The sequence below is a fragment of the Mycobacterium sp. genome, assembly GCF_019247635.1.
Classification (GTDB): Bacteria; Actinomycetota; Actinomycetes; order Mycobacteriales; family Mycobacteriaceae; genus Mycobacterium.
Genome location: NZ_JAFBAR010000004.1, coordinates 39,940 through 64,280 on the forward strand (window position 1 = coordinate 39,940; position 24,341 = coordinate 64,280).

Sequence of the window (24,341 nt, forward strand, 5' to 3'; positions counted from 1 at the left end):
GTTTGACCCTGTAGCCGCTGGTCACGTACCCTTGGACAGTTGTCGTCAGGCTGGGCCATCCGAGTTCGGCCGGCGAGCGGGAGCTATGGGCCCGCGCCAAAGACCCACCACGCGCACGGCAGCTGGCACGCGCGCAGAAGACGTTAGCAAGAGGCAGGAGCAACGATGGCGACCTACGCAATCGTCAAGACCGGCGGCAAGCAGTACAAAGTCGCCGTCGGAGACGTGGTCAAGGTCGAGAAGCTCGACTCCGAGCCCGGCGCCAATGTGTTGTTACCGGTGGCCCTGGTCGTCGACGGCGCGACCGTTACCTCCGACGCGGACGCGCTGGCCAAGGTCGCCGTGACCGGCGAGGTGCTCGAGCACACCAAGGGTCCCAAGATCCGCATCCACAAGTTCAAGAACAAGACCGGCTACCACAAGCGGCAGGGACACCGTCAGCAGCTGACGGTTCTCAAGGTCACCGGGATCAAGTAGCGAGGCGACAGACATGGCACACAAGAAGGGCGCTTCTAGCTCGCGCAACGGCCGCGATTCAGCCGCCCAGCGGCTGGGTGTCAAGCGGTTTGGCGGCCAGCTCGTCAAGGCCGGCGAGATTCTGGTCCGCCAGCGCGGCACTAAGTTCCACCCGGGCGTCAACGTCGGGCGCGGCGGGGATGACACGCTGTTCGCCACCGCGTCTGGCGCGGTCCAGTTCGGTGTCAAGCGCGGCCGCAAGACCGTCAACATCGTCGCTGCCGGGGGAACCGCCGACTGAGGTCTCGAGCGTGAAACCATGGCGAATATTCGGTGAAAATGTCGCCGTAGCTTCACGCTCGGCGAATGAGGGGAAGCCCGAGAACAGAGATGCCTCGGTTTGTCGATCGGGTCGTCATCCACACGCGGGCCGGTTCCGGCGGTAACGGCTGCGCCTCGGTCCACCGCGAGAAATTCAAACCGCTGGGCGGTCCGGACGGCGGCAACGGCGGGCGGGGCGGCAGCATTGTCTTCGTGGTCGATCCCGCGGTGCATACCTTGCTGGACTTCCATTTCCGTCCGCATATCACCGCGCCTTCGGGCAAACAGGGGATGGGCAACAACCGCGACGGTGCCGCCGGCGCGGACCTGGAAGTCAAGGTGCCTGACGGCACCGTCGTACTCGATGAAAACGGCCGTCTGCTAGCCGATCTGGTGGGATTCGGCACCCGTTTTGAAGCCGCCGCCGGTGGCCGCGGCGGCCTGGGCAACGCCGCGCTCGCGTCGCGGGCCCGCAAGGCCCCCGGCTTCGCGCTGCTTGGCGAGCCTGGACAAGCCCGCGACCTCACGCTGGAGCTCAAGACCGTCGCCGACGTCGGCCTGGTCGGATTCCCGTCGGCGGGTAAGTCCTCGCTGGTGTCGGTGATTTCGGCGGCCAAACCCAAAATCGCCGAATACCCTTTCACCACACTGGTTCCCAATCTGGGCGTGGTCTCGGCGGCCGAGCACACGTTCACTGTCGCCGATGTGCCCGGCTTGATCCCGGGCGCGTCCGAGGGCCGCGGCCTGGGCCTGGACTTCCTGCGGCACATCGAGCGATGCGCGGTGCTGGTGCATGTCGTCGACTGCGCCACTGCCGAACCGGGCCGCGACCCGATCTCCGACATCGATGCGCTGGAAGCCGAACTCGCCGCGTACACACCCACGCTGGCAGGGGATGCGACGCTGGAGGACCTCGCCGAGCGGCCGCGTGCGGTGGTGCTCAACAAGATTGACGTGCCGGAGGCACGCGAGCTTGCCGAGTTCGTCCGCGACGAGGTCGCACAGCGCGGCTGGCCGGTGTTCATGGTGTCGACAGTCACCCGGGAGGGGCTGCAGCCGTTGGTTTTTGGGCTGTGGCAGATGATTTCGGAGTACAACGCGGGCCGCCCCGCACCGGTGGCGCGCCGGCCGGTGATCCGTCCGGTGCCCGTCGACGACAGTGGCTTCACCGTGGTCCCGGACGGTCACGGCGGCTTCGTGGTCACCGGCACGCGGCCGACGCGCTGGGTCGGCCAGACGGACTTCAACAACGACGAGGCCGTCGGATATCTGGCCGACCGCCTCGCGCGCCTCGGGGTGGAGGATGAACTGCTGCGGCTCGGTGCCGAGCCCGGGTGCGCGGTCACCATCGGCGAGATGACCTTCGACTGGGAGCCGCAGACGCCAGCGGGCGAGCAGGTCGCGCTGTCGGGTCGGGGGACAGATGCGCGGCTGGAACGTAATGACCGCACCGGCGCCGCCGAGCGCAAGGCCGCGCGACGTCAGCGCCGCGAGCCGGCTCGCGGCGGCGAGCGCTTGCGGGACGAGAGCCCTGGCCCGTCGGCCGGTGCCGGGTCATGACCAGCCCGCACCGGGAAGCGGTTCGGAGCGCGCGCAGCCTCGTCGTCAAGGTCGGGAGCAACGCGGTGACCACGCCGGAGGGAGTGTTCGACGCGGGACGGCTGGCCGGACTCGCAGACGCGATCGAGGCGCGGATGAAGGCGGGCACCGACGTCGTCATCGTGTCGTCGGGTGCCATCGCCGCCGGGATCGAGCCGCTCGGATTATCGCGCCGCCCAAAGGATTTGGCGACCAAGCAGGCGGCAGCGAGCGTCGGTCAGGTCGCACTGGTGAATTCGTGGAGCGCGGCGTTCGCCCGGTATGGCCGCACGGTGGGGCAGGTGTTGTTGACCGCCCACGACATTTCCATGCGGGCCCAGCACACGAACGCCCAGCGCACCCTGGACCGGCTGCGGGCGCTGCACGCGGTGGCCATCGTCAACGAAAACGACACCGTGGCCACCGACGAGATCCGGTTCGGTGACAACGACAGGCTTTCGGCGCTGGTGGCGCACCTGGTCGGCGCGGAGGCGTTGGTGCTGCTCTCCGACATCGACGGGCTCTACGACGCGGATCCGCGAAAGTTCGCCGGTGCCCGTTTCATACCCGAGGTGTCCGGGCCGGCGAACCTGGATGGTGTGGTCGCGGGCCCGGGCAGCCACCTCGGAACCGGGGGAATGGCGTCGAAGATGTCGTCGGCGCTGCTGGCCGCCGACGCCGGGGTTCCGGTGCTGTTGGCGGCCGCGACCGACGCGGCGACCGCTCTCACCGACGCCTCGGTGGGCACGGTGTTCGCGGCGAGCTCCGCCAGAATGTCGGCACGCCGGTTCTGGGTGCGGTATGCCGCCGAGTCCACCGGCTCGTTGACGCTGGACGCGGGCGCGGTGCGGGCCGTGGTCTCCCAACGCCGCTCGCTGCTGTCCGCGGGCATCACTGCGGTGTCGGGACGGTTCTACGCCGGCGACGTCGTGGAGTTGCGCGGGCCGGACGCGACGTTGGTCGCTCGGGGTGTGGTGGCCTATGACGCAGCCGAACTCGGCACCATGATGGGTCGGTCGACCTCTGAGCTGCCCGGCGAACTGCGTCGTCCCGCGGTGCACGCCGACGACCTGGTCGCGGTCTGGTCAGCCTAACTACAACGGCGACGCTCGTTCGAGATACAAAGCGCCCCAGACTATCTCGGCTAGCGTGCTGGCCAGCTCGGCATCGTACTCCGGCGGATTAGGCGGCAGCTCCTGCTGACAGGCCCGCTCGACCATCCAGGTCAGCGCACTGGCGGTGGTGCCGGGGGGCAGCTCCTCGCGGACCGAGCCGACGGCCTGACCGTCGGTGATGATCTGGCTCAGTCGCCCGGAGATTGCGGACAGCAGCTCGCGATAGGTCTGCGCGGTCGGCGGATCGTAGGCGGCCATCTCGTTGAGGGCGACAAGGACGGGTTGGTGGCGCCGGTAGCTGGCGATGATGGCCGCCATCGCGGCGCGCACGTCGTCGGGGTTGTGTCGCCAGGCCACCCCCCACCACCGTTCGGCACCCGTGGTGAGGTCCTCGAACACCTGGTTGGCGAGGCGGCGTAGGAGGTGGCCCTTGTCCTCGAAGTAGATGTAGAAGCTGGCCCGCGAGATACCGGCTTCGGTCGACAACCGATCCACGCTGAGCTCGGTGAAGCTGGCGCCATCGCGCATCAGCCGCTCGGTGGCCTCGAGCAATCGGCGTTCTATCTGGCCGCGCCGGTGTTCGCGCCCTACTTCCCGGCCGCCCTGCGGCTTGCGGGTCACCGATGGCATTCGCCGAGCATAGCCGTCGTTGGATGGCTTGACTAGACAATATGTCTAGACATATGGTCAAGTTTGTGACCGTGGTCATAGCTTTCCCCTTGCGACGGAGGACCGCCAGATGACAACCGCCTCTCCCGCCAGCCGCACCTACGACGCGATCGACCTGTCGTCGCGCGCATTCTGGTCGACGACGGCGGTGGAACGGGAGCGGTCGTTCGCCGTGTTGCGCGCCGAGCGCCCGGTGAGCTGGCATCCGCCGGTGGAAGACGCCCTGATGCCCGATCCCGACGACCCCGGCTATTGGGCGGTGACCCGGCGCGCCGACATCGCCGCGGTCAGCCGCAACAACGAAGTGTTCCTGTCCGGCCAAGGGGTGATGTTCGAGAACATCCCCGAGGAATTGCTCGAGGCGTCGCAGTCCTTCCTGGCGATGGATCCGCCGCGGCACACCTTGTTGCGCAAGCTGGTCAGCGCCGCGTTCACCCCACGCCAAGTCCGTCGCATCGAAGACAGCATCAACGCGAACGCCAAAACCATCGTCGACGAACTCATAGCGGCAGGCAGCGGCGCGGATTTCGTCGAACATTGCGCCAAGCAGCTGCCGATTCGCACGCTCTCGGACATGGTGGGCATTCCGGAATCCGAACGCGAACGCGTGGCGCACGCCGCCGACTCCACGGTGTCCTGGGCGGACCTGGAGTCCATGGCGGGGCGCAATCCGCTGGAGGTGCTGGTGGAGAACCAGTTGTATCTGCATCAGGTGGCGAACGCATTGGCCGCCGAGCGGCGCGAGAACCCCGGTGACGACCTGTTCAGCGGCCTGGTGAACGCCGAGGTCGACGGCGACCGGCTCACCGATGCGGACGTGGCCGCGTTCTTCGTGTTGCTCTCGGTGGCCGGAAACGACACCACCCGGCAGACCGTCAGCCACGCGCTGAAGGCGCTCACCGACTTCCCCGAACAGCGGGCCTGGCTGCTGGAAGATTTCGACAACCGGATCGGCACCGCGGTCGAGGAGTTTATTCGCTGGTCCACTCCGGTGATGACCTTCCGCCGCACGGCCGCAACCGATTTCGAGCTCGGCGGCCAGCGGATCCGCGCCGGCGAGAAGGTGGTCATGTTCTACTCGTCGGGCAACAGCGACCCGGAGGCATTCGACCGTCCCGACCGATTCGACCTGAGCCGCAGTCCCAACCCGCATCTCGGGTTTGGCGGTGGGGGAGCACACTTCTGCCTGGGGGCGGCCGTCGCCCGTGCGCAACTGCGCGCCATCTTCGGCGAGCTGCTGCGGCAGCTTCCGGATATCCGGGCCGGCGAACCGTCCTATGTGGCGGGCAACTTCGTGCACGCGATCCGCAGCATGCCCTGCACATTCTGACACCGGCGCGGGGAAGCATTTTCCAACTACGCTGACGGCCCGGGGTTGTCGCCGCGCCTATTGCCGAGCGCCGCTTCCAAGGATTTATTGAGAATCCGTCAAGTCGCACATTGGAGGCTGATGCCGCACGACCGCGACAGGTAACCATTTTCCCGCACGGCTGCACCAATGGTGACAGCCTGCGGGTGAATGAAGCTGTGCTTCAAGGTGATTGCACCTTTCGCGGCGTGTGGTTTGTCGCTGTCCTCGGTGAGGGCCGCGACTGGCCACGATCAACAAACCGAAAGGAAACCTCCGATGAAAAAGACGATGATGATGATGCTGGCGGCGCTCCCGGTTGCCGGTGTGTTGGCGATCCCGGTCGCTCACGCCGACGACTCCTGGATCGCGCTGGCCTATTCCCCGAGCAAAGGCACGACGACCATCGTGTCGGGGCGGCCCAGCCAGGCCGACGCCGAAAGCGATGCGGTGAGTCACTGCAACTCGCATGCCGGCGTGACCGACTGCGTGATGGCGGCCAGCAGCACGAACTGTGTCAGCATTGCCACCGACCCGAATCCGTCGAACAACGCGGTCTACGCCGGCGGCCACGGATCGACCCTTGCCGCCGCCGACGCCGACGCCATGAGTCACGCGCGCTCGGGTTGGACGATCGAATCCCACAAGTGCAACAGCTAACTAGGACAACGACCTTCGCTTCGCGACGCCCAGCGGCACCAGCTCGTCGGCGAGCAGAGCCAGCAGCTCCGAACAGCCGCCGTCAACTTTGACGGCGGCAAGGTCGTCACCTCGCGTTTGGCCCCGGTTGACGATGGCAACCGGGATGCCGAGCGCGGCCGCGCGACGCACGAACCGGTAGCCGGAGAACACCGCCAGCGACGAGCCGGCCACCAATAGTGCCTCGGATTGGTCGACCAGCGAATAAGCCTGGCTAACAACCTCTTTCGGCACACTCTCGCCGAAGTAGACGATATCGGGCTTGAGCATGCCACCGCACCGCGGGCAGTCGAGATAGCGAAACGACGCGGTGTCGGCGACGACAGCATCAGCGTCGGGGGCCACCGCCGGCCCGCCCACGGCCTCGACGTGCTCGATGAATCCCGGGTTGAGCGCCTCGAGATGTCCGGCCAGCGCGGCACGGCTCAGGGTGTGGCCGCAGTTCAGGCACACCACTTGCGCGTACGTGCCGTGCAGATTGATGACGTTGGCGCTGCCGGCCTTGGTGTGCAACAGGTCGACGTTCTGGGTGATCACGCCCAGCACCACGCCGGCGCGCTCCAGCGAGGCCAATGCGTGGTGCCCGGCGTTGGGCTGGGTGTCATCCATGTGCCGCCAGCCGACGTGGTTGCGTGCCCAATACCGTTGCCGGAACGCTGGATCGGAGGTGAACTGGCGGATTGTCATGGGGTTGCTCGGCGGCGAATCGGGACCCCGGTAGTCGGGGATGCCCGAATCGGTGGAGATCCCCGCACCCGTCAGCACCGCGACTCGGCGGCCGGTCAGCTCCGCGACCAGTTCGGGTGCTTCGGGACGGACGGCGGTCACGCCTTCGAGGTTACGGGCGCTTTCAGACAGTCCGCCGCGACGGTGAGTTCGGCGGACATGTTCTGCTCCATCATTTTCAGCGCCGCAGCACCCAGCTCGGCGTCGATGTGGGCGACGGCATCCCTGGGAATCACGACCTGGAAGTGGCGCACATAGGCGTCGAGCGCGCTGTAGAGGATGCATTGCTCGGTCACCTGACCGACCAGGATCAGTCGCTTGGTGCCGAGTCGATTGAGCAGATAGGCCGCCGGTGTCGAGTAGAACGCGCTATGCCGGACCTTGGTCATCATGCGACTGCCCTCAGGGGGCGCGATCGGCTCCACCAGGTCGGGTCGTGCGCCCTCGCACGCCGAGCGCACGATGTCGGAGAATTCGGCCGCGAAGTCGCCGTAGTTGTCGTTGACATACACCACGTCGACGTCCTCGGATTGGTGTGCGCGGCGGACCAAATCGGTCAGCGGGTCGATGATTTGCTCGACGTTGGGTATCAATGCTTCGGCGTCGGGATGCTGGTAGCTGTTCAGCATGTCGACTACCAACAGGGTGGTGTCGGTCATGCTCAGTTAATACCCGGCGATCCGGCGTTGACACCGGCCAGGCGAGAATGGGGGGCGATGAGTTTCTATAGCGCCTACAGGCACGGCTTTGCCCGCGTCGCCGCGTGCACGCATCACACCGCGATCGGCGACCCGGCGGCCAATGCCGCCTCTGTGTTGCGGCTGGCGGGCGAGTGCCACGACGACGGGGTGGCGCTGGCGGTCTTCCCCGAGCTGACGCTGTCGGGGTATTCGATCGAGGACATTCTGCTGCAGGATGCCCTGCTGGATGCCGTCGAGGAAGCGCTGTTTGACGTCGTGGCGGCCTCCGCCGATCTGCTGCCCGTGCTGGTAATCGGTGCGCCGCTGCGGCACCGGCATTGCATCTACAACACCGCGATCGTCGTTCATCGCGGCGTGGTGCTCGGTGTGGCGCCCAAGTCGTACCTGCCGACCTACCGGGAGTTCTACGAGCGTCGCCAACTCGCGGCGGGGGACAACGAGCGCGGCACCATCCGCATTGGCGACATCGAGGCCCCGTTCGGCGCGGACCTGCTGTTCGCGGCGTCGGATCTGCCCGGCCTGGTGCTGCACGTCGAGATCTGCGAGGACATGTTCGTCCCTGTGCCGCCGAGCGCCGAGGCGGCTTTGGCGGGCGCGACGGTGCTGGCCAACCTATCCGGCAGCCCGATCACGATCGGGCGCGCGGAGGACCGCGCCCTGCTGGCCCGCTCCGGATCCGCACGGTGTCTGGCGGCCTACGTCTACGCCGTCGCGGGCGAGGGCGAGTCGACGACCGATTTAGCCTGGGACGGCCAGACGATGATCTGGGAGAACGGGGTCCTGCTGGCGCAGTCCGAGCGCTTCCCCAAAGGAGAGCGGCGCAGCGTCGCTGACGTCGACATCGAATTGCTGCGCTCCGAGCGGCTGCGGATGGGCACCTTCGACGACAACCGACGGCACCACCAGACGTCGGCGGACTCGTTCCGGCGCATCGAGTTCCGGCTCGACCCGCCGACCGGGGACATCGGACTGCTCCGCGCGGTCGAGCGGTTCCCCTTCGTTCCGGCCGATCCGCAACGGCTGCAACAGGATTGCTACGAGGCATACAACATCCAGGTCTCCGGGCTCGAGCAACGGTTGCGTGCCCTGGACTACCCGAAGGTCGTCATCGGTGTGTCGGGCGGTCTGGACTCCACCCATGCGCTGATCGTCGCGGCGCGTGCGATGGATCGGGAAGGCCGGCCGCGCAGTGACATTCTGGCGTTCACGCTGCCTGGCTTCGCCACCGGTGAGCGCACCAAGAACAACGCCGTCAAGCTGGCGGACGCGCTGGGCGTGACCTTCGAAGAGATCGACATCACCGGCAGCGCGAAGCTGATGCTGCAGGAGATGGACCATCCGTTCGCCCGGGGCGAGAAGCTTTACGACGTCACCTTCGAAAACGTTCAGGCCGGCCTGCGCACCGACTATCTGTTCCGGTTGGCAAACCAGCGCGGCGGCCTTGTGCTGGGCACCGGCGACCTTTCCGAGTTGGGGCTGGGCTGGTCGACATACGGTGTCGGCGACCAGATGTCGCACTACAACGTCAACGGCGGCGTGCCCAAGACGTTGATTCAGCACCTTATCCGCTGGGTCATCTCGTCGGAGCAATTCGACTCGCGGGTGTGCGAGGTGCTGCAGTCGGTGCTCGACACCGAGATCACCCCTGAGCTCATTCCGAGTGGTGAGGAAGAGGAGCTGCAGAGTAGTGAGTCGAAGGTCGGGCCCTTTGCCCTGCAAGACTTTTCACTGTTTCATGTGCTGCGCTTCGGGTTTCGCCCCTCCAAGATCGCGTTTTTGGCATGGCATGCGTGGAGCGATCCCGAGAACGGCAACTGGCCGCCCGGTTTCCCCGAGGACAAACGACCGTCGTACTCGCTGAAGGAGATTCGACACTGGCTGCAGATCTTCGTGCAGCGGTTCTACTCGTTTAGTCAGTTCAAGCGTTCGGCGTTACCCAACGGCCCCAAGGTTTCGCATGGCGGTGCGCTGTCGCCGCGTGGGGATTGGCGTGCCCCGTCGGACATGTCGGCGCGTATCTGGCTCGACGAGATCGAGCGCGAGGTTCCCGAAAGCTAGTTCGCAGTCCGCGCGGCGGTCGCTGGCCGCGAGCGTAGCGCCACTGCGGAAAAATCCGCTTGGATTCGCTACCGCGTTACGCTCGCGGACGTGCGCGCGGTCGGCATCCGAAGCCAGGCGGCGGCCACGTCAGGGGTGGTCATGGTGATCGAATGCCCCCGGCAGGCCGCGGTCGCGGACCCGGGCGTGATGCAGCTTGCCCAGGCACGCGTTCGCGACGATCGTTACCTCGGCGAATGGACGGCGCTGCTGGCCACGCGAATCGAGGCGCTGCGCTGACCGCTCAACGCTCTCAGGTATCGAAGTACATCATCCCGGTACCGCTGGGGCTGTAGGAGAGGTAGATCGGTATACCGGTGCTACCGGTGGGGTCACCGAACCCCGTGAAGGGAAAAACGCCGGTATTGAAACTATCCGCGTTTGACACAATTATTGGGTCGTTCGCAGCGGTCACCGTCTCCGAGTACAGCAGTGTCTGATCGGTGCCGTTGGTGTAGACGTTAATGGTATCTCCCACCGGAAAATTGCCGCCGACCTGACTGCCCGGGATATAGGTTTGCGGGACGCCGCCGTATGCACCACCGGAATCGATGTACGCGCCCGTACTAGTTCCCGAAGATATGACAGTCCCGTTAGGGCCAGTGATCGTCACCCCCAACGGGGTGGTCGGACACGGCGCTCCGGAAACCGAAGCGTAGGACGGTAACGGGTTGGTGGCAGCGAACTCCAGCACGCCCCCCGGGTTGTTAATGAGCACACCTTGACCGAGGTTGCCCGGCAGCGCTTGCAAAGGGCTGGTGGAGAGCGGGCCGGGGCCCTCCCCATACGGGAAGCCAGGATTCGCCCCAATACCCATGACGGGAAGTCCTTCCATGGGCGAATAATTAGTTGTAACACCATTATTCGTCACCGAATACGAGGTGATGACACCAACGGTGGTCGGCGCGGTGCTGATTCCATTCCCGAAATTCACCGTTGTTGTATACGTGTTGTAGGTCTCGGTCACGAAAAGCACGCTGTTGCCGTACTCGACCACCTGACCCGTCGCGGTGGGCGCACCGAGCCACTGTGGATTGACATCTTGGGGTGGGACCAAAAGACCTGTGGACCCGGTGTCAACCCACACCAGCCCACTGGGGCCACCGCCTACGGAGATGATTGCTATCTCGCGGTCGCCGATCTCATACAGCGGCGCGGTGGGTGCACCACCACTGACGCCGGTGACCCCGTGCGCGCCCAACATGCCGCCGGCGCCCCCGAGGCCCCCTGCACCACCCGCGACCCCGCCGGTGCCGCCCGTGCCGCCATTGCCGGCCAGCGACCCGCCGCGGCCGCCGAGACCGCCGGCCGCAAGTGCCCCACCGGTCCCGCCCATCCCGCCGTTGCCCAGCAGGCCGGCGTAACCGCCGGGACCACCACTAGCGAGAGACCCGCCGATCCCGCCGACGCCGCCGTCGCCCCACAGCCACCCACCACGGCCACCGGCACCGCCGGACGCGCCGTACCCACCGGCCCCGCCCGTCCCGCCGCTGCCCAGTAGGCCGGCGTCCCCGCCGGCACCGCCGGGCGCTCCTGCGACGACGCCGTTCCCACCCATCCCGCCGTTGCCGTACAAGATCCCACCCGGCCCGCCGGGAGTCCCGACCCCTTGCGCGTCGGTGCCACCATTGGTGCCGTTGCCGATCAGCGGGCGCCCCAGCAGCGCGGTGGTGGGTGCATTGACCACGTCGAGCAGTAACCGCTCCACGATCCCCAGCGGTCTGGCGCTGGCGGCCTCAGCCCCGGCGTACGAGGCCGAGCCCGCATTGATGAGCTGGACGAACTGCAGGTGAAATGCCGCCGCCTTAGCGCTGAGCGCCTGATAGGACTGCGCATACGCGCCCAACAGCGTCGCGACGGCGTCGGACACCTCATCGGCGCCCGCGGCCAGCACCCCGGACGTCGGTGCCGCCGCCGCTGCGTTGGCCGCGTCCAGTGCCGAACCAATATTCGCCAGATTTGTCGCCGCGTCCGTCACCATTTCCGGCGCCGCAATCACATACGACATCAGCCCTCCAACCGATACGGCAACCGACCGATCGCCACCGAATCAGTCAGTAGGCGCGAATCGTATCGCTCTCACGCCGTTAAGCGCGCGGACAAGTTCACACTGTCAACCCGGGCGCGCCGCTCGTCCCGCTCATGCCGCCGAACAGGATCCCCCCGAGGCCGCCGAGTCCACCCGCGCCCGGGATGGCGCCGTTGCCGCCGTTGCCGCCGTCGCCGCCTATGCCGTAGAGGGCAGCGCCGAAGCCGCCGGGCCCCCCGACCCCGCCCCCGCCGATGCTGGCCCCGCCGGGCCCGCCGTTGCCGCCGGCGCCGAAGAGGTAGCCGCCGATCCCGCCGTGGCCGCCGTACCCGCCCTGTGCCGCACCGAACACACCCGCCCCGCCGTTCCCGCCGACGCCGAAGAGGATGCCACCCTCGCCGCCGAAGCCGCCGTAGCCGCCGAAGCCACCGGCGCTGGCCCCGCCTGTCCCGCCGTCGCCGCCGATGCCAACGAGGTAACCGTCGTTGAGCGTGGGATTCAGCAGAAGTCCGAGTAGGTTGACGGTCGAGCCACCCTCACCGCCGGTGCCGCCGGCGATGCCACCGATGCCGCCAACGCCGCCGCTAGCGCCGATGCCGACCAGATCGAGGATGGCGCCGGTGCCGCCAGCTCCGCCGAAACCCCCGAAGTCGCCGGCTCCGCCGGCGCCGCCGATACCGCCGACGCCGTAGAGCAAGCCAGCGGCCGTGCCGCCCACGCCGCCCGTGCCGCCGGTGCCGCTGGTACTGACGCCGCCGGCCCCGCCGTTGCCGCCGTGACCGAAAAGGAGCGCGGCGGCGCCGCCGGCGCCGCCGTTACCGGCCCCGGCTCCAATGTCCGCCCCACCAACCCCGCCGGCGCCGCCGGCACCGAAGAACAGTCCGGCGTCCCCGCCGTCACCGCCGTTTTGGCCGGGTGCGCCGGACCCTCCGGCGCCGCCGTTGCCGATTAATATCCCGCCGGGTGCGCCGTTTTGCCCGGTTCCCGGCGTCCCGTTGGCGCCGTTACCGAGCAGTGGGCGTCCCGCCAGCGCCTCGGTTGGCGCATTGATCACCCCCAACACGTCTTGCGTCAGGGTGCGCAACGGCTGCAGGAGGGGGTGCGGAAAGGCCCGCAACGGCGAGGCACTAGCCGCGTCGGTGTCGGTATACGCGGCCCCCGTGCCGTTCAACGCCTGCACAAACTGGGCATGAAACATCGCCGCCTGCGCACTGAGTGCCTGAAAGTCCTTGGCGTGGCTCGAAAACACCGACGCAATCGCCGCCGACACCTCATCACCGGCAGCTACCATCACCCCGGTTGTCGGGACCGCCGCCGCCGCGTTGGCCTCGCCGATCACTGCCCCTATACCGGCCAAGTCCGAAGCCGCCGACGCCACCATCTGCGGTACGGCGATCACGAACGACATGTAGTAGCACCCTCCACCGAGGTCGCAGCCCTTGTAGGGGATCTTGTCTTCGTCAGCCTAGTTCCCGCGGAGTAGCGCGGCGCGATCACCGCGAGCGTAACGCCACGGCGATTTTCCGGCGGCGAATTCGCCGCACCGTTACGCTCGCGGGCGCATGGATTCCGGCGCGGTAAGGCGGCTATCGGACTGCGCTGTTCGCCGGCGCGAACGCGGCGAAATAACTTGCCCAATACGGTTCTCACGCTCCGCTCCGGCCCCGCGCATCGCGACCGCGCTCGAGCCCAACAGGTCACCCAGTTCGGCCGGCAGATAACCCTGTGCCGTCAGTCGCGCCATGAACTCAGTCGGCCACAGCGGCGATCACGTCTGAGGTCGGCGCGCAGTCCCCGGCGCCGGGCACCAATGTGGCGAGCGCACCCGCGGCGCAGGCCCGCCGCAACGCGCGCAGTCGGTGCTCCGGTGATCCCGGGTTGGGCGGCCAATTCGCGGCCAGGACTCCGGCGAACACATCGCCGGCACCGGTGGTGTCCACCGCCGTCACCGCCGGCGCGGGCACCTGGAACTCCCCGTCCGTGCCGACGTACCGGGCGCCGTCGGCGCCCTGGGTGACCACGAGGTGGGTTGGCCGCCAATGCCATTCGGCCGCCTCCTGTTCGTTCGCGATCACCACGTCGGTAGCCGCGGCCAGTTCGGCCAGGGCGTCTCCGTCCCGGCCCGCCGGTGAGGCATTGACGATGACGACCGCTCCGGCCGACCGGGCTTGCCGTGCCGCGGCTACCGCTGCCGCAACCGGAATCTCCAACTGGGTCAACAACACATCGCAATCGGTGACCACCGACGGGGACAGCGTCAGGCACGCATTCGCACCCGGCGCAACCACGATGGTGTTCTCGGCGGCGGCGTCGACCACGATGATCGCCGTCCCGCTCGGCCCGGGCCGTTCGATCATGCCGTCCAGCCCAACCCCATTGGCCCGCAGGTGTGCCCGCAGCTGTGCGGCGGCGGGATCGTCGCCGACGGCGCCGACGAAGCGAACCCGCGCACCGGCGCGCGCCGCGGCGACCGCTTGATTGCCGCCCTTGCCGCCGGGCGCCCTGGTCAACGAGGATGCCAGTACCGTTTCGCCGGGGCGCGGCAGGCGAGCCACGTCCAGTGTCAGATCGAGGTTTACGCTGCCGACCACGCAGACTCGCGTTGCCATTCCGTCGACGTTAGTCGCTTCGGTCCGGGTGAGAAATCTGGGGACGGGCCGACCGGCCCTGACGCTTCGGGGGATGTCTGCGGTTATGTCGGTGCGCAGCATCACTATTCGATGAAACCCTGGATACGGGCCGGCCTCAGTTTCGGCTAAACGCCGATATGTTCGCGGCTGCGGGCTAGTCTGCAGCGTGACCGGGAGCACACGGCAACAGGCAACAGCACGGAGCAAGCCGGTAGCAGAAGGAAGCCGATTGACATCGGGTGAGCCAATAGAGTCGGTGCCGGGAAACGAAACCGCCCCGGCCAGAAGGCGTGTGCGGCGTCCTTTGCTGTGGACGCGATTCCGATTCGGGATCCAGTCCAAGATCCTGGTGGCGATGCTGTTGTCAAGCATCCTGGGCGTCGGGGTCATCGCGCTGATCGGCGCGGTATCCGGCCGCAGCGCGTTGCGGGAAGTCGAGTCCGAGCGACTGGTCGAGTTGCGCGAATCGCAGAAGCGGCAGGTCGAGGCGCTGTTCAAGGAGGTAAGCAGCGCGCTGATCGTCTACAGCGGCGGATTCAGTATCGTCCAGGCGACCGAGGCGTTCACCACGGGCTTCAACGAATTAAACAATGCCACGATCACTCCGGCCCAGCAGCAGTCGGTTGTCAATTATTACCAAAACCAGATGCTTAAGCCCGTCAAACGGGCAACAGGTGAGGATATCGACCTCGACGCGGTGCTGCCAACTTCCAACGCGCAGAGGTATCTTCAGGCGTACTACACCGCCGCCTCCACACCCGACTCCGTGCCCGTGCTGGACGCCGGTGACGGCAGCGCCTGGACGGCCGCCAACGCGCGGTTCAACTTTTATATGCGTGGCATCGTCACCCGCTTTGACTACCGGGACGCGCTCCTGCTGGACTTGCAGGGCAATGTCGTCTACTCCGTGGATAAGGGCCCTGACCTCGGGACAAATGTCCTCACCGGCCCGTATCGCGAGTCAAAGCTGCGAGACGCGTACCAAAAAGCGTTGCGCTCCAACGATGTCGACTTCGTCTGGGTCACCGATTTCCAGCCGTACCAGCCGCTACTCGAAGCCCCCACCGCGTGGGTGGTGTCGCCAGTCGGGATGAACGGCAAGATTACCGGTGTCATGGCGCTCCCGGTGCCGATCGCGAAGATCAACAAGATCATGACCGCGAACAGGCACTGGGAGGACGCCGGGATGGGCCCGTCGACTGAGACCTATCTCGCGGGCCCCGACGACCTGATGCGTTCGGATTCAAGGGACTTCCTGGAAGACCCGCAGGAATACCGGCGCACGGCGATAACCGCCGGCACGCCGCCCGACGTCGTCGACCGGGCGATCCGGTTGGGCGGCACGACGTTGGTGCAGCCGGTTCCGAGTTCCGGTCTTCGTGCCGCCCAACGTGGCGAGACCGGGGTGGTCACCGGCATCGATTACATGGGCAACAGGGAATTGGAAGCCTACGCCCCGTTGAATATCGAGCACTCCGACTTGCACTGGTCGATCCTGGCGACGCGAGACGACTCCGATGCTTTTGCGCGCCTGGGCAAGTTCAGCAAAACGCTCTCAATCGCCGTCACGGCTATGGTTTTCGTCATATGTGTGGCCTCGATGCTGATCGCCCAGGCGGCGGTGCGACCGGTCCGGCGCCTCGAGGAAGGCACGCGAAAGATCAGTTCGGGCGACTACGACATCAACATCCCGGTGACAGCGCGAGACGAAATCGGTGACCTTACTGCGGCTTTCAATGAGATGAGCCGCAATCTGGCGATCAAGGAAGAGTTGCTCAACGAGCAGCGCAGCGAAAACAATCGGATGCTGCTGGCGCTCATGCCGGAATCTGTTGTCCAGCGGTACCGCGAGGGCGAGTCGACCATCGCGCAGAAGCACCAGGACGTCGCCATTGTCTTCGCCGATATCGTTGGGCTCGACGAGATTTCCAACGATCTATCGGGCGCCGAATTGGTCGGGATCGTCGACGAACTGTTCCGTCAGTTCGATGCGGCCGCCGAAGCCCTGGGCGTCGAACGGATCCGCACGTTCCACAACGGCTACCTCGCCAGCTGCGGGGTGATCACCCCGCGTCTGGACAGCATCCACCGCAGCGTCGAGTTTGCCGTTGAGATGCAGCGGATCATCGAGCGTTTCAATGGTCAAACCGGTCGTGATCTGGGTCTGCGGGTCGGCATCAACACCGGCAACGTCATCAGCGGGTTGGTCGGGCAGTCCAGTCTGGTCTATGACATGTGGGGCGGCGCGGTGAGTATGGCCTACCAAATGCACAGGGGGGCGGCGCAACCCGGCATCTACGTGGCCACACCGGTATACGAGGCGATGCGCGACGTCCGGCAGTTCACCCAGTCGGGCACGATTTCGGTCGGTGGGACCGAGCAGACGATCTACCGGTTGTCGGAGCGATGATGAACGCGTTCCACGCGTCGTGGTTCTACTGGACGGTCGCGATCGCCATCGGACTTCCCTGCGCGCTGATCGTTCTCACCGAGTTGCAAAACTCACTCACCCGCAGGAACAGCGGGCTGGCCAGGCAAGTAAGCCTGCTGCGCAATTTCCTGCTGCCGCTTGGCGCGCTGTTGCTGCTGCTTGTCAAGGCCTCACAGATCCCCGCCGGGCTGGGCCCGGTGCGAATCCTCACCACCGCCTTCGGCTTCCTGGTCCTGGTGCTGTTGCTGTCCGGGCTCAACGCTACGGTTTTCGAGGGCGCGCCCGAAAACAGTTGGCGCAAACGGGTACCGGCGATCTTCCTCGACGTCGGCCGCTTCGGGCTCATCGGTGTGGGTCTGGCGCTGATCCTGTCTTACATCTGGGGCGTGCGGGTGGGTGGCCTGTTCACCGCGCTGGGTGTCACGTCGGTGGTCATCGGCCTGATGCTGCAGAACTCCGTAGGACAGATCGTGTCGGGCTTGTTCATGCTGTTCGAGCAACCCTTCCGGATCAACGACTGGCTGGACACGCAGACGGCGCGTGGGCGGGTCGTCGAGGTCAACTGGCGCGCGGTCCACATACAGACCGGCAGCGGGCTGCGGATCATGCCGAACTCGATGCTGGCCACCACGTCATTCACCAACATGAGCCGACCCGCAGGTACGCACAAGTGCTCGATGACGACCACGTTTTCCACGGCCGATTCGCCCGACAAAGTGTGCGCGACGCTGACGCGGGTGGCGGGCGCGCTGCCGTTGCTCCAGGCGGGCACAACGCCCACCTCGGTCGCGCTGGGCGGCGGCGAGTACCGCACCAATGTCAGGCTGTACTCACCCGCCGACGACGGAGCCACCCAGTCGACTTTCGTGCGTTGGCTCTGGTACGCCTCTCGGCGGGAGGGGCTCCATCTGGACGGCGCCACCGACGACTTCTCGACGCCCGAACGGGTCAAGGAGGCGTTGCGCACTGTGGTGGCGCCGGAGTTGCGGCTGACCCTGCCTGATCAGCAGATGCTGGCTCCGTACGCCAAGGTCGTGCGATACGGCGCTGACGAAATCGTGCAGTACGCGGGGACGGTACCCAAGATGATGATGTTCCTGGTCACCGGAAGCGTGCGGCTGACCGTGATCGACGAGAACGGTGTCGTCATTCCGGTCTCCACCCTGGACCAGGGCTCGTTTCTCGGTATCACCGCGCTGACCCGGCAACCGAATCTCGCCGGTGCCTACGCGCTCGAGGAGGTGACCGCCTTGGAGATCCAGCGCGAACACCTAGAGCAGATCGTGATGAGCAAATCGATGCTGCTGCAGGACCTGGGCCGGCTCATCGAAGAGCGGCAGAGCGAGGCGCGGCGGATGATGCGGCGCGAGCGCGTCAGCTGAACCGGTGCCGGCGGCGCCGGGCCGCGGGCATGTCAGGTACGCGCAAGCGCCGAAGTTTCGGCCGAAACACTTCGCCGAACTCCTGGTCGGGATAGCGTTTGCCACAGAGGTCCGCGAAGTGGGCGGCGGGCCTCGTCCTGCCACACCAAACATGGGAGATGTGTTGAAATGTTTCCTTTTGCCGGCGCCGTCCGGTTGATCTGCGTTAGCGCGGCGATGGTCGTCGGGGCTACGGCTGTTGCCCTCCCGGCCTGGGCGGATCCGAACAAGCTGATGGGCATGCTGCCGGCGGGTTTCTCGTCCAGTAATTGCCAGGAGGCGACGCCGAAGCCGCCCGCATTGGAAAAAGTGACGTGCGATCAAAGCAGCGAGCCTGGTGGTCCGACCGCCGCCGTATTCGGGTTGTTCGGCAACGCCAATGACGTGGCCTCGGGTTTCCAAACCGTGGCGGAAAAAGTGACGATTTCGCCGTCGTGCCCGGGAAACCAGTCGTCCCCTGGCACATGGACTTTCGCCAGTAACGGTCAAACCGGTGGCCAGGTGGAGTGCGGGACCATCGGCGACGACTCCGGTAAAAGCGCGGTGGTTGTCTGGTCGGACAATGCCAAGTTGAGGGTCGGCGTCGTTCGGGGCCCCGACATCGCCAGCCTCTATCAGTGGTGGGGTAAGAAGTCCGGGTAGCGGCGCCGCAATCGACACCAGCAAGACGGGCGGGCCCGGCAATCGCGTCAGCGCTGGTGGGCGTGATCTCCACCGTATGACAAGGCCCGATACCCTGGGGTGATGAGTGTGCAAGCGCCCTCGTCTCCTGACCTGCGTCAAGCGGTGCACGACGCCGCGCGGCGCGCGCGAGTGGCCGCCCGCGTGCTGGCCTGCACGGCCACGGCGGTCAAGGACCGCGCGCTGCACGCCGCGGCCGACGAGATATTGGCCCACGCCGATGAGATCCTGGCCGCCAACGCGGACGACCTCGACGCGGCTCGAGTCGCCAACACCCCCGCCGCCATGCTCGACCGGCTGGCCCTGAATAAGCAGCGCATCGACGGCATCGCCGCCGGTCTGCGGCAGGTCGCCGGCCTGCCCGATCCGATCGGCGAAGTACTGCGCGGCTATACCCTGCCCAACGGGCTGCAGCTGCGCCAACAGCGCGTCCCGCTCGGGGTGGTCGGCATGATCTACGAGGGCCGCCCCAACGTCACCGTGGATGCATTCGGGCTGACGCTCAAGTCCGGCAACGCCACGCTGTTGCGCGGCAGTTCGTCGGCGGCGAACTCCAATGCAGCGCTCGTCATGGTGCTGCGTGGCGCGCTGGTTGGCCAGGAGCTGCCCGCCGACGCGGTCCAATTGCTGTCGGCCGCCGACCGCTCCACGGTGACCCACCTCATTCAGGCTCGCGGTCTGGTGGACGTGGCGATCCCGCGCGGGGGAGCGGGCCTGATCGAGGCGGTGGTGCGCGACGCGCAGGTGCCGACCATCGAGACGGGCGTCGGCAACTGTCACGTGTACGTGCACGAAGCCGCCGACCTGGAGGTCGCCGAACGGATCCTGCTGAACTCCAAGACCCGCCGCCCCAGCGTCTGCAATGCCGCCGAGACGCTGCTGGTCGATGCGGCGATCGCCGGCGCGGCGATGCCCAGGCTGCTTAACGGGTTGCAGGAGGCCGGTGTCACCCCTCACCTCGACCCCGCTGAGGACGACCTGCGCCGCGAATATCTAAGCATGGACATCGCGGTGGCGGTGGTCGACGGGCTGGACGCCGCGATCGCCCACATCAACGAGTTCGGCACCGGGCACACCGAGGCGATCATCACAACCAATCTTGCTGCGGCCCAACGATTTACCGAACAAGTCGATGCGGCCGCGGTGATGGTGAACGCGTCGACCGCGTTCACCGACGGCGAGCAGTTCGGCTTCGGCGCCGAGATCGGCATCTCCACCCAGAAGCTGCACGCCCGCGGCCCGATGGGATTGCCGGAATTGACCTCAACCAAGTGGATCGTCTGGGGCTCATCCGTTGCCGGCCACACCCGCCCCGCTTGACTTTTCTCTTTCGAAGGAGTCGCACCTATGAGCGTGCCCGCGCGGCCCGTGCCGTTGTTCGCCGACATCGGCGACGTCTCGCGGCGGCTGGCCGAAACCGGCTACCTGCCCGACACCGCCACTGCGACGGCGGTGTTCCTCGCCGATCGCCTCGGCAAGCCGCTGCTGGTGGAGGGCCCGGCCGGCGTCGGCAAGACCGAACTGGCCCGCGCCGTCGCCCAGGCCACCGGGTCCGGCCTGGTCCGGCTGCAGTGCTACGAGGGCGTCGACGAGGCCCGTGCGCTCTACGAGTGGAACCACGCCAAGCAGATTCTGCGTATTCAGGCCGGATCCGGGGACGGGGACCACTGGGAGACCACCAAGGACGACGTGTTCAGCGAGGAGTTCCTGCTGCAGCGCCCGTTGCTGACCGCGATCCGGCGCACCGAGCCGACGGTGTTGCTGATCGACGAGACTGACAAGGCCGACATCGAGATCGAGGGTCTGCTGCTGGAGGTGCTGTCCGACTTCGCGGTCACCGTTCCCGAGCTGGGCACGATCACCGCCACCCGGACGCCGCTGGTGGTGCTGACGTCCAACGCCACCCGCGAGCTGTCCGAGGCGCTCAAACGCCGCTGCTTGTTCCTGCACATCGATTTCCCCACCCCCGAATTGGAGCGACGCATCCTGTTGTCCCGGGTCCCCGAGCTGCCCCAGCACCTCGCCGAGGAGTTGGTGCGCATCATCGGGGTGTTGCGCGGGATGCAACTGAAGAAGGTGCCGTCGATCGCCGAGACCATCGACTGGGGCCGTACGCTGCTGGCCCTCGGCCTGGACACGATCGACGACGCCGTCATCTCCCAGACGCTGGGGGTGGTGCTCAAGCACCAATCCGACCAGCAACGCGCGGCCGGCGAACTCAGGCTCAACTGATGGCCGCTCGCCGCATCCGCCCCGCCCATCCGCTCGCTCCGCACGGGTTGCCCGGCCACCTGGTCGGCTTCGTGGAAGCGCTTCGCGGGAGCGGGATCTCGGTGGGGCCGTCCGAAACGGTGGACGCCGGGCGGGTGATGGCCGCGCTGGGCCTGGAGGATCGCGAAGTGCTGCGTGAGGGCATCGCGTGCGCGGTGCTGCGCCGCCCCGACCACCGCGAGACCTATGACGCGATGTTCGACCTGTGGTTCCCCGCGGCCCTGGGCGCGCGCGCAGTGGTCACCGAAGACGAGGACGCAGACGCGTCCGGCGCCCTGCCGGACGACGACGTCGAGGCGATGCGGCAGATGCTGCTGGATCTGCTCACCGACAACCCGGACTTGGCCGACATGGACGAGCGGCTGGTCGCGATGATCGCCAGGATCGTCGAGGCCTACGGCAAATACAGCTCCAGTCGCGGCCCGTCGTTCTCGTCGTATCAGGCACTCAAGGCGATGGCGCTGGACGAACTCGAGGGCAAGCTGCTGGCGGGGCTGCTCGCCCCGTACGGAGACGAGCCCTCGCCCACCCAGGAGCAGATCGCCAAAGCCCTAGCCGCGCAACGTATCTCACAGCTGCGCAAGATGGTGGACGCCGAGACAAAACGCCGCACCGCCGAGCAACTCGGCCGCGACCACGTGCAGATGTACGGCATCCCACAGCTTTCCGAGAACGTCGAGTTCCTGCGGGCGTCCGGTGATCAGCTGCGTCAGATGCGCCGGGTGGTGGCCCCACTGGCCCGCACGCTGGCGACCCGGCTGGCGGCCCGCCGCCGCCGTGCCCGCGCGGGCTCGATCGATCTGCGCAAGACGCTGCGCAAGTCGATGTCCACCGGGGGTGTGCCGATCGACGTGGTGCTGCGCAAGCCCCGCCCGGCACGCCCCGAACTGGTGGTGCTGTGCGACGTGTCCGGCTCGGTTGCTGGCTTCAGCCACTTCACCCTGCTGCTGGTTCACGCTCTGCGCCAACAGTTTTCTCGGGTCCGCGTCTTTGCCTTCATAGACACCACCGACGAGGTGACCCACATGTTCGGGCCGGAGGCCGACCTGGCTGTGGCGATCCAGCGCATCACCCGCGAGGCGGGCGTCTACAGCCGCGACGGCCATTCCGACTACGGCAACGCGTTCGTCTCCTTCGTGCAGGGACACCCGAATGTGTTGTCGCCGCGCAGTTCGCTGCTGGTGCTCGGCGACGGGCGCACCAACTACCGCAATCCGGCCACCGACGTGCTGACCGACATGGTCACCGCCGCCCGGCACGCGCATTGGCTCAACCCCGAGCCCAAACACCTTTGGGGAAGCGGTGATTCGGCCGTGCCGCGCTATGAAGAAGTGATCACCATGCATGAATGCCGGTCGGCCAAGCAGCTCGCCGCGGTGATCGACCAGCTGCTGCCCGTGTGAGTTACTGCTGCTGCGTATCGAAAAACATTGTGCCGGTGAACTGTCCGACCGTTGGAGTGCCAGAGGCGTACCCGGGTCCACTCGGGCTGTATGACAAGTAGACCGGCGTCTGTGTGAAGACATAGTTTCCGGTGATGAAGCTGTCGCCCGCCGCCAAAACCTGCATGGAATTACCGGGAACTATTTCTGTGTAGACCGGCGTCAAGCCGCTGGCGGAAGGCCCCGGCGCGTTGAGCACGAGGGTCGTACCCGCAGGCAGGTAGTCCCCGGGTTGGAGGGTCGCCTGAAGGTTTGCCGGCAGCAGGTTTTCCGGGATGTCTCCGCCGTTGCCGCCGGTATCGACATTCGCACCGACGACGTTTTCCAACGGGTTGTAATTGACCGATAGCTCGAAGTTGTCGGTGATCGGCGCCCCGGAAACCCCCGCGTACGGGGTCAGCGGGTTCGGGCCGAACTGCACGTATCCCTTCGGTTCGTTGATCAGCAGCCCCTCACCGAGCGCGCCGGGCAACTGCTGCACGGCACTGGTCTGGTAATAGGGCAGGCTCGTGGTGTTGGCGCCTACGCCGAGCACGGCTTCGTCGGGCGTCTGGAAAACCGGTGGCCCGCTGCCGTCGCTGTGGGTTTCGGCCGTGATGACGCCGATGGTCATCGGTTTGGTGATCACGCCGTTCCCGAAATTCAGCTGGGCCGTATACGTGGTGTAGTAATCGACCGTTGAATCGTACTGCGATCCGAACGCGTACTGTCCCGACCCGGTGGAGGGGCCCAACGTCGCCACGTCGAGCCACTGTGCCGGGATCAGCGTCGAGGTGGACCCCGTGTCCACCAGCATCTCCACCGGTTGTCCGCCGTTGACCGACACCTCAATATAGGGGCGGCCCCCATCGCCGCTGATGATGGTCGCGGTGGGTTCCGGGCCGGCGGCGCCGTTGGCGCCGACGTGCCCCCCGAACGTGCCGGCGGGTCCGCCCTGGCCGCCGGCGCCCAGGGCTCCGCCTTGACCGCCGGTGCCGCCGTCGCCGATCAGCAACCCGCCGCGGCCGCCGAGACCGCCGGCGGCGACCTCACCACCTTGCCCGCCGGTGCCCCCACTGCCGAGGAACACGGCGTTGCCGCCGGCGCCGCCGACGGCGGTAGGCCCGCCGGGGCCGCCGGTTCCGCCGTTGCCCCACAGCAATCCGCCGCTGCCGCCCACTCCGCCGGCCGCGCCCCACCCGCCTTCTCCGCCGGTGCCGCCGGTGCCGATTAGGCCCGCCGCCCCGCCGGCACCGCCGGCCGCGCCGGTGGCCGTGCTGTCTCCGCCGGTGCCACCGTTGCCAGCCAAAATCCCGCCGGCACCGCCGGCCGTCCCGACGCCCTCCGCGTTCGTCGTGCCGTCGGCACCGTTGCCGATCAGCGGACGGCCCAGCAGCGCGTTGGTGGGCGCATTGATGGCACCGAACACGTCCTGCTCCAGGGTCTGCAACGGCCCCGCGTTGGCGGCCTCGGCGGAGGCATAACTGCCTGCAGTTGCGTTGAGGCTCTGAACCAACTCGGCGTGAAACGCCGTCGCCTGGGTGCTCAGCGCCTGATAGGCCGACCCGTAGTGAGAAAACGCCGCGGCGATGGCCGCCGAGACCTCGTCGGCGCCGGCCGCGAGCAACCCGGTCGTGGGTGCCGTCGCCTCGGCCTGTGCCGCGCCGATGGCTGTGCCCACGGCCGCCAAATTCGCAGCCGCATCGGTCACAACTTCCGGCACCGCGATCACAAACGACATGTCCCC

At 67.0% G+C, this 24,341-nt stretch carries 20 protein-coding genes and 1 pseudogene; 14 read left to right on the forward strand and 7 right to left on the reverse strand.

The annotated features are described in order from the left end of the window. Window positions 1-165 precede the first annotated feature (165 nt). The 4 genes from rplU (at window position 166) to proB (ending at window position 3,449) form a co-directional block, all read left to right on the forward strand. Window positions 166-477, forward strand: coding sequence for a 50S ribosomal protein L21 (gene rplU / locus JO236_RS00350; RefSeq protein ID WP_293323150.1), 312 nt, complete (start codon window positions 166-168; stop codon window positions 475-477). Between the two features lie 13 nt (window positions 478-490). Continuing rightward, window positions 491-757 carry a 50S ribosomal protein L27 gene (gene rpmA / locus JO236_RS00355; RefSeq protein ID WP_293323152.1) on the forward strand — a complete coding sequence of 89 codons (267 nt, stop codon included), beginning with the start codon at window positions 491-493 and terminating at the stop codon, window positions 755-757. An 89-nt stretch (window positions 758-846) separates the two neighbouring features. After that, window positions 847-2,337, forward strand: a complete 1,491-nt coding sequence (gene obgE, locus JO236_RS00360) for a GTPase ObgE (RefSeq protein WP_293323154.1) — start codon at window positions 847-849, stop codon at window positions 2,335-2,337. Continuing rightward, the gene (gene proB / locus JO236_RS00365) at window positions 2,334-3,449 is read left to right on the forward strand and encodes a glutamate 5-kinase (RefSeq protein WP_293323156.1); all 1,116 of its coding nucleotides are present in this window, start codon (window positions 2,334-2,336) and stop codon (window positions 3,447-3,449) included. The genes obgE and proB overlap by 4 nt, the downstream gene beginning before the upstream one ends. On the opposite strand, the gene JO236_RS00370 is transcribed toward proB, so the two are convergent. Then, window positions 3,450-4,100 carry a TetR/AcrR family transcriptional regulator gene (locus JO236_RS00370; RefSeq protein ID WP_293323158.1) on the reverse strand — a complete coding sequence of 217 codons (651 nt, stop codon included), beginning with the start codon at window positions 4,098-4,100 and terminating at the stop codon, window positions 3,450-3,452. Window positions 4,101-4,209: 109 nt separating this feature from the next. On the opposite strand from JO236_RS00370, the gene JO236_RS00375 reads away from it, so the two are divergent. Together JO236_RS00375 and JO236_RS00380 are read left to right on the forward strand one after the other, a co-directional pair. Beyond that, window positions 4,210-5,469 carry a cytochrome P450 gene (locus JO236_RS00375; RefSeq protein ID WP_293323160.1) on the forward strand — a complete coding sequence of 420 codons (1,260 nt, stop codon included), beginning with the start codon at window positions 4,210-4,212 and terminating at the stop codon, window positions 5,467-5,469. Between the two features lie 297 nt (window positions 5,470-5,766). After that, complete coding sequence (locus JO236_RS00380) at window positions 5,767-6,147, forward strand: DUF4189 domain-containing protein (RefSeq protein ID WP_293323162.1); 381 nt, start codon at window positions 5,767-5,769, stop codon at window positions 6,145-6,147. On the opposite strand, the gene JO236_RS00385 is transcribed toward JO236_RS00380, so the two are convergent. Beyond that, complete coding sequence (locus JO236_RS00385) at window positions 6,148-7,014, reverse strand: NAD-dependent protein deacetylase (protein WP_293323164.1); 867 nt, start codon at window positions 7,012-7,014, stop codon at window positions 6,148-6,150. Next, window positions 7,011-7,571 (reverse strand): cysteine hydrolase family protein, encoded by a 561-nt coding sequence (locus tag JO236_RS00390; protein ID WP_293323166.1) that lies wholly within the window; start codon window positions 7,569-7,571, stop codon window positions 7,011-7,013. The genes JO236_RS00385 and JO236_RS00390 overlap by 4 nt, the downstream gene beginning before the upstream one ends. Before the next feature lie 57 nt (window positions 7,572-7,628). Between JO236_RS00390 and JO236_RS00395 the strand changes: the two genes are divergently transcribed. After that, window positions 7,629-9,671, forward strand: a complete 2,043-nt coding sequence (locus JO236_RS00395) for an NAD(+) synthase (protein WP_293323168.1) — start codon at window positions 7,629-7,631, stop codon at window positions 9,669-9,671. A 90-nt stretch (window positions 9,672-9,761) separates the two neighbouring features. Then, complete coding sequence (locus JO236_RS00400) at window positions 9,762-9,950, forward strand: hypothetical protein (protein ID WP_293323170.1); 189 nt, start codon at window positions 9,762-9,764, stop codon at window positions 9,948-9,950. Between the two features lie 13 nt (window positions 9,951-9,963). Here the strand turns inward: JO236_RS00400 and JO236_RS00405 are convergent, their stop codons facing one another. The 3 genes and pseudogenes from JO236_RS00405 to JO236_RS00415 all read right to left on the reverse strand — a co-directional run bounded on the left by JO236_RS00405 (window position 9,964) and on the right by JO236_RS00415 (window position 14,348). After that, a complete protein-coding gene (locus JO236_RS00405; RefSeq protein ID WP_293323172.1) occupies window positions 9,964-11,718 on the reverse strand; it encodes a PecA family PE domain-processing aspartic protease in 1,755 nt (584 codons plus the stop codon). A 559-nt stretch (window positions 11,719-12,277) separates the two neighbouring features. Then, window positions 12,278-13,147: pseudogene (locus JO236_RS00410) on the reverse strand (PE family protein); the annotation flags it as partial. A gap of 340 nt (window positions 13,148-13,487) precedes the next feature. Further along, complete coding sequence (locus JO236_RS00415; RefSeq protein WP_293323175.1) at window positions 13,488-14,348, reverse strand: ribokinase; 861 nt, start codon at window positions 14,346-14,348, stop codon at window positions 13,488-13,490. Window positions 14,349-14,598: 250 nt separating this feature from the next. Between JO236_RS00415 and JO236_RS00420 the strand changes: the two genes are divergently transcribed. The 6 genes from JO236_RS00420 to JO236_RS00445 all read left to right on the forward strand — a co-directional run bounded on the left by JO236_RS00420 (window position 14,599) and on the right by JO236_RS00445 (window position 22,576). Continuing rightward, entirely contained in the window at window positions 14,599-16,779 is a 2,181-nt protein-coding gene (locus JO236_RS00420) for an adenylate/guanylate cyclase domain-containing protein (protein ID WP_293323176.1), read from the forward strand. Further along, window positions 16,779-18,182, forward strand: a complete 1,404-nt coding sequence (locus tag JO236_RS00425) for a mechanosensitive ion channel domain-containing protein (protein WP_293323177.1) — start codon at window positions 16,779-16,781, stop codon at window positions 18,180-18,182. Before JO236_RS00420 ends, JO236_RS00425 begins: the two co-directional genes overlap by 1 nt. A gap of 168 nt (window positions 18,183-18,350) precedes the next feature. Continuing rightward, window positions 18,351-18,863: a hypothetical protein gene (locus JO236_RS00430; RefSeq protein ID WP_293323179.1), complete on the forward strand. Its 513-nt coding sequence runs from the start codon at window positions 18,351-18,353 to the stop codon at window positions 18,861-18,863. 102 nt (window positions 18,864-18,965) lie between these two features. Then, window positions 18,966-20,222, forward strand: a complete 1,257-nt coding sequence (locus JO236_RS00435) for a glutamate-5-semialdehyde dehydrogenase (RefSeq protein ID WP_293323181.1) — start codon at window positions 18,966-18,968, stop codon at window positions 20,220-20,222. A 27-nt stretch (window positions 20,223-20,249) separates the two neighbouring features. Then, entirely contained in the window at window positions 20,250-21,134 is an 885-nt protein-coding gene (locus JO236_RS00440) for an AAA family ATPase (protein ID WP_293323183.1), read from the forward strand. Continuing rightward, entirely contained in the window at window positions 21,134-22,576 is a 1,443-nt protein-coding gene (locus JO236_RS00445; protein WP_293323185.1) for a vWA domain-containing protein, read from the forward strand. The genes JO236_RS00440 and JO236_RS00445 overlap by 1 nt, the downstream gene beginning before the upstream one ends. A 1-nt stretch (window position 22,577) precedes the next feature. On the opposite strand, the gene JO236_RS00450 is transcribed toward JO236_RS00445, so the two are convergent. Continuing rightward, window positions 22,578-24,335 carry a PecA family PE domain-processing aspartic protease gene (locus tag JO236_RS00450; RefSeq protein ID WP_293323187.1) on the reverse strand — a complete coding sequence of 586 codons (1,758 nt, stop codon included), beginning with the start codon at window positions 24,333-24,335 and terminating at the stop codon, window positions 22,578-22,580. Window positions 24,336-24,341: the final 6 nt, after the last annotated feature.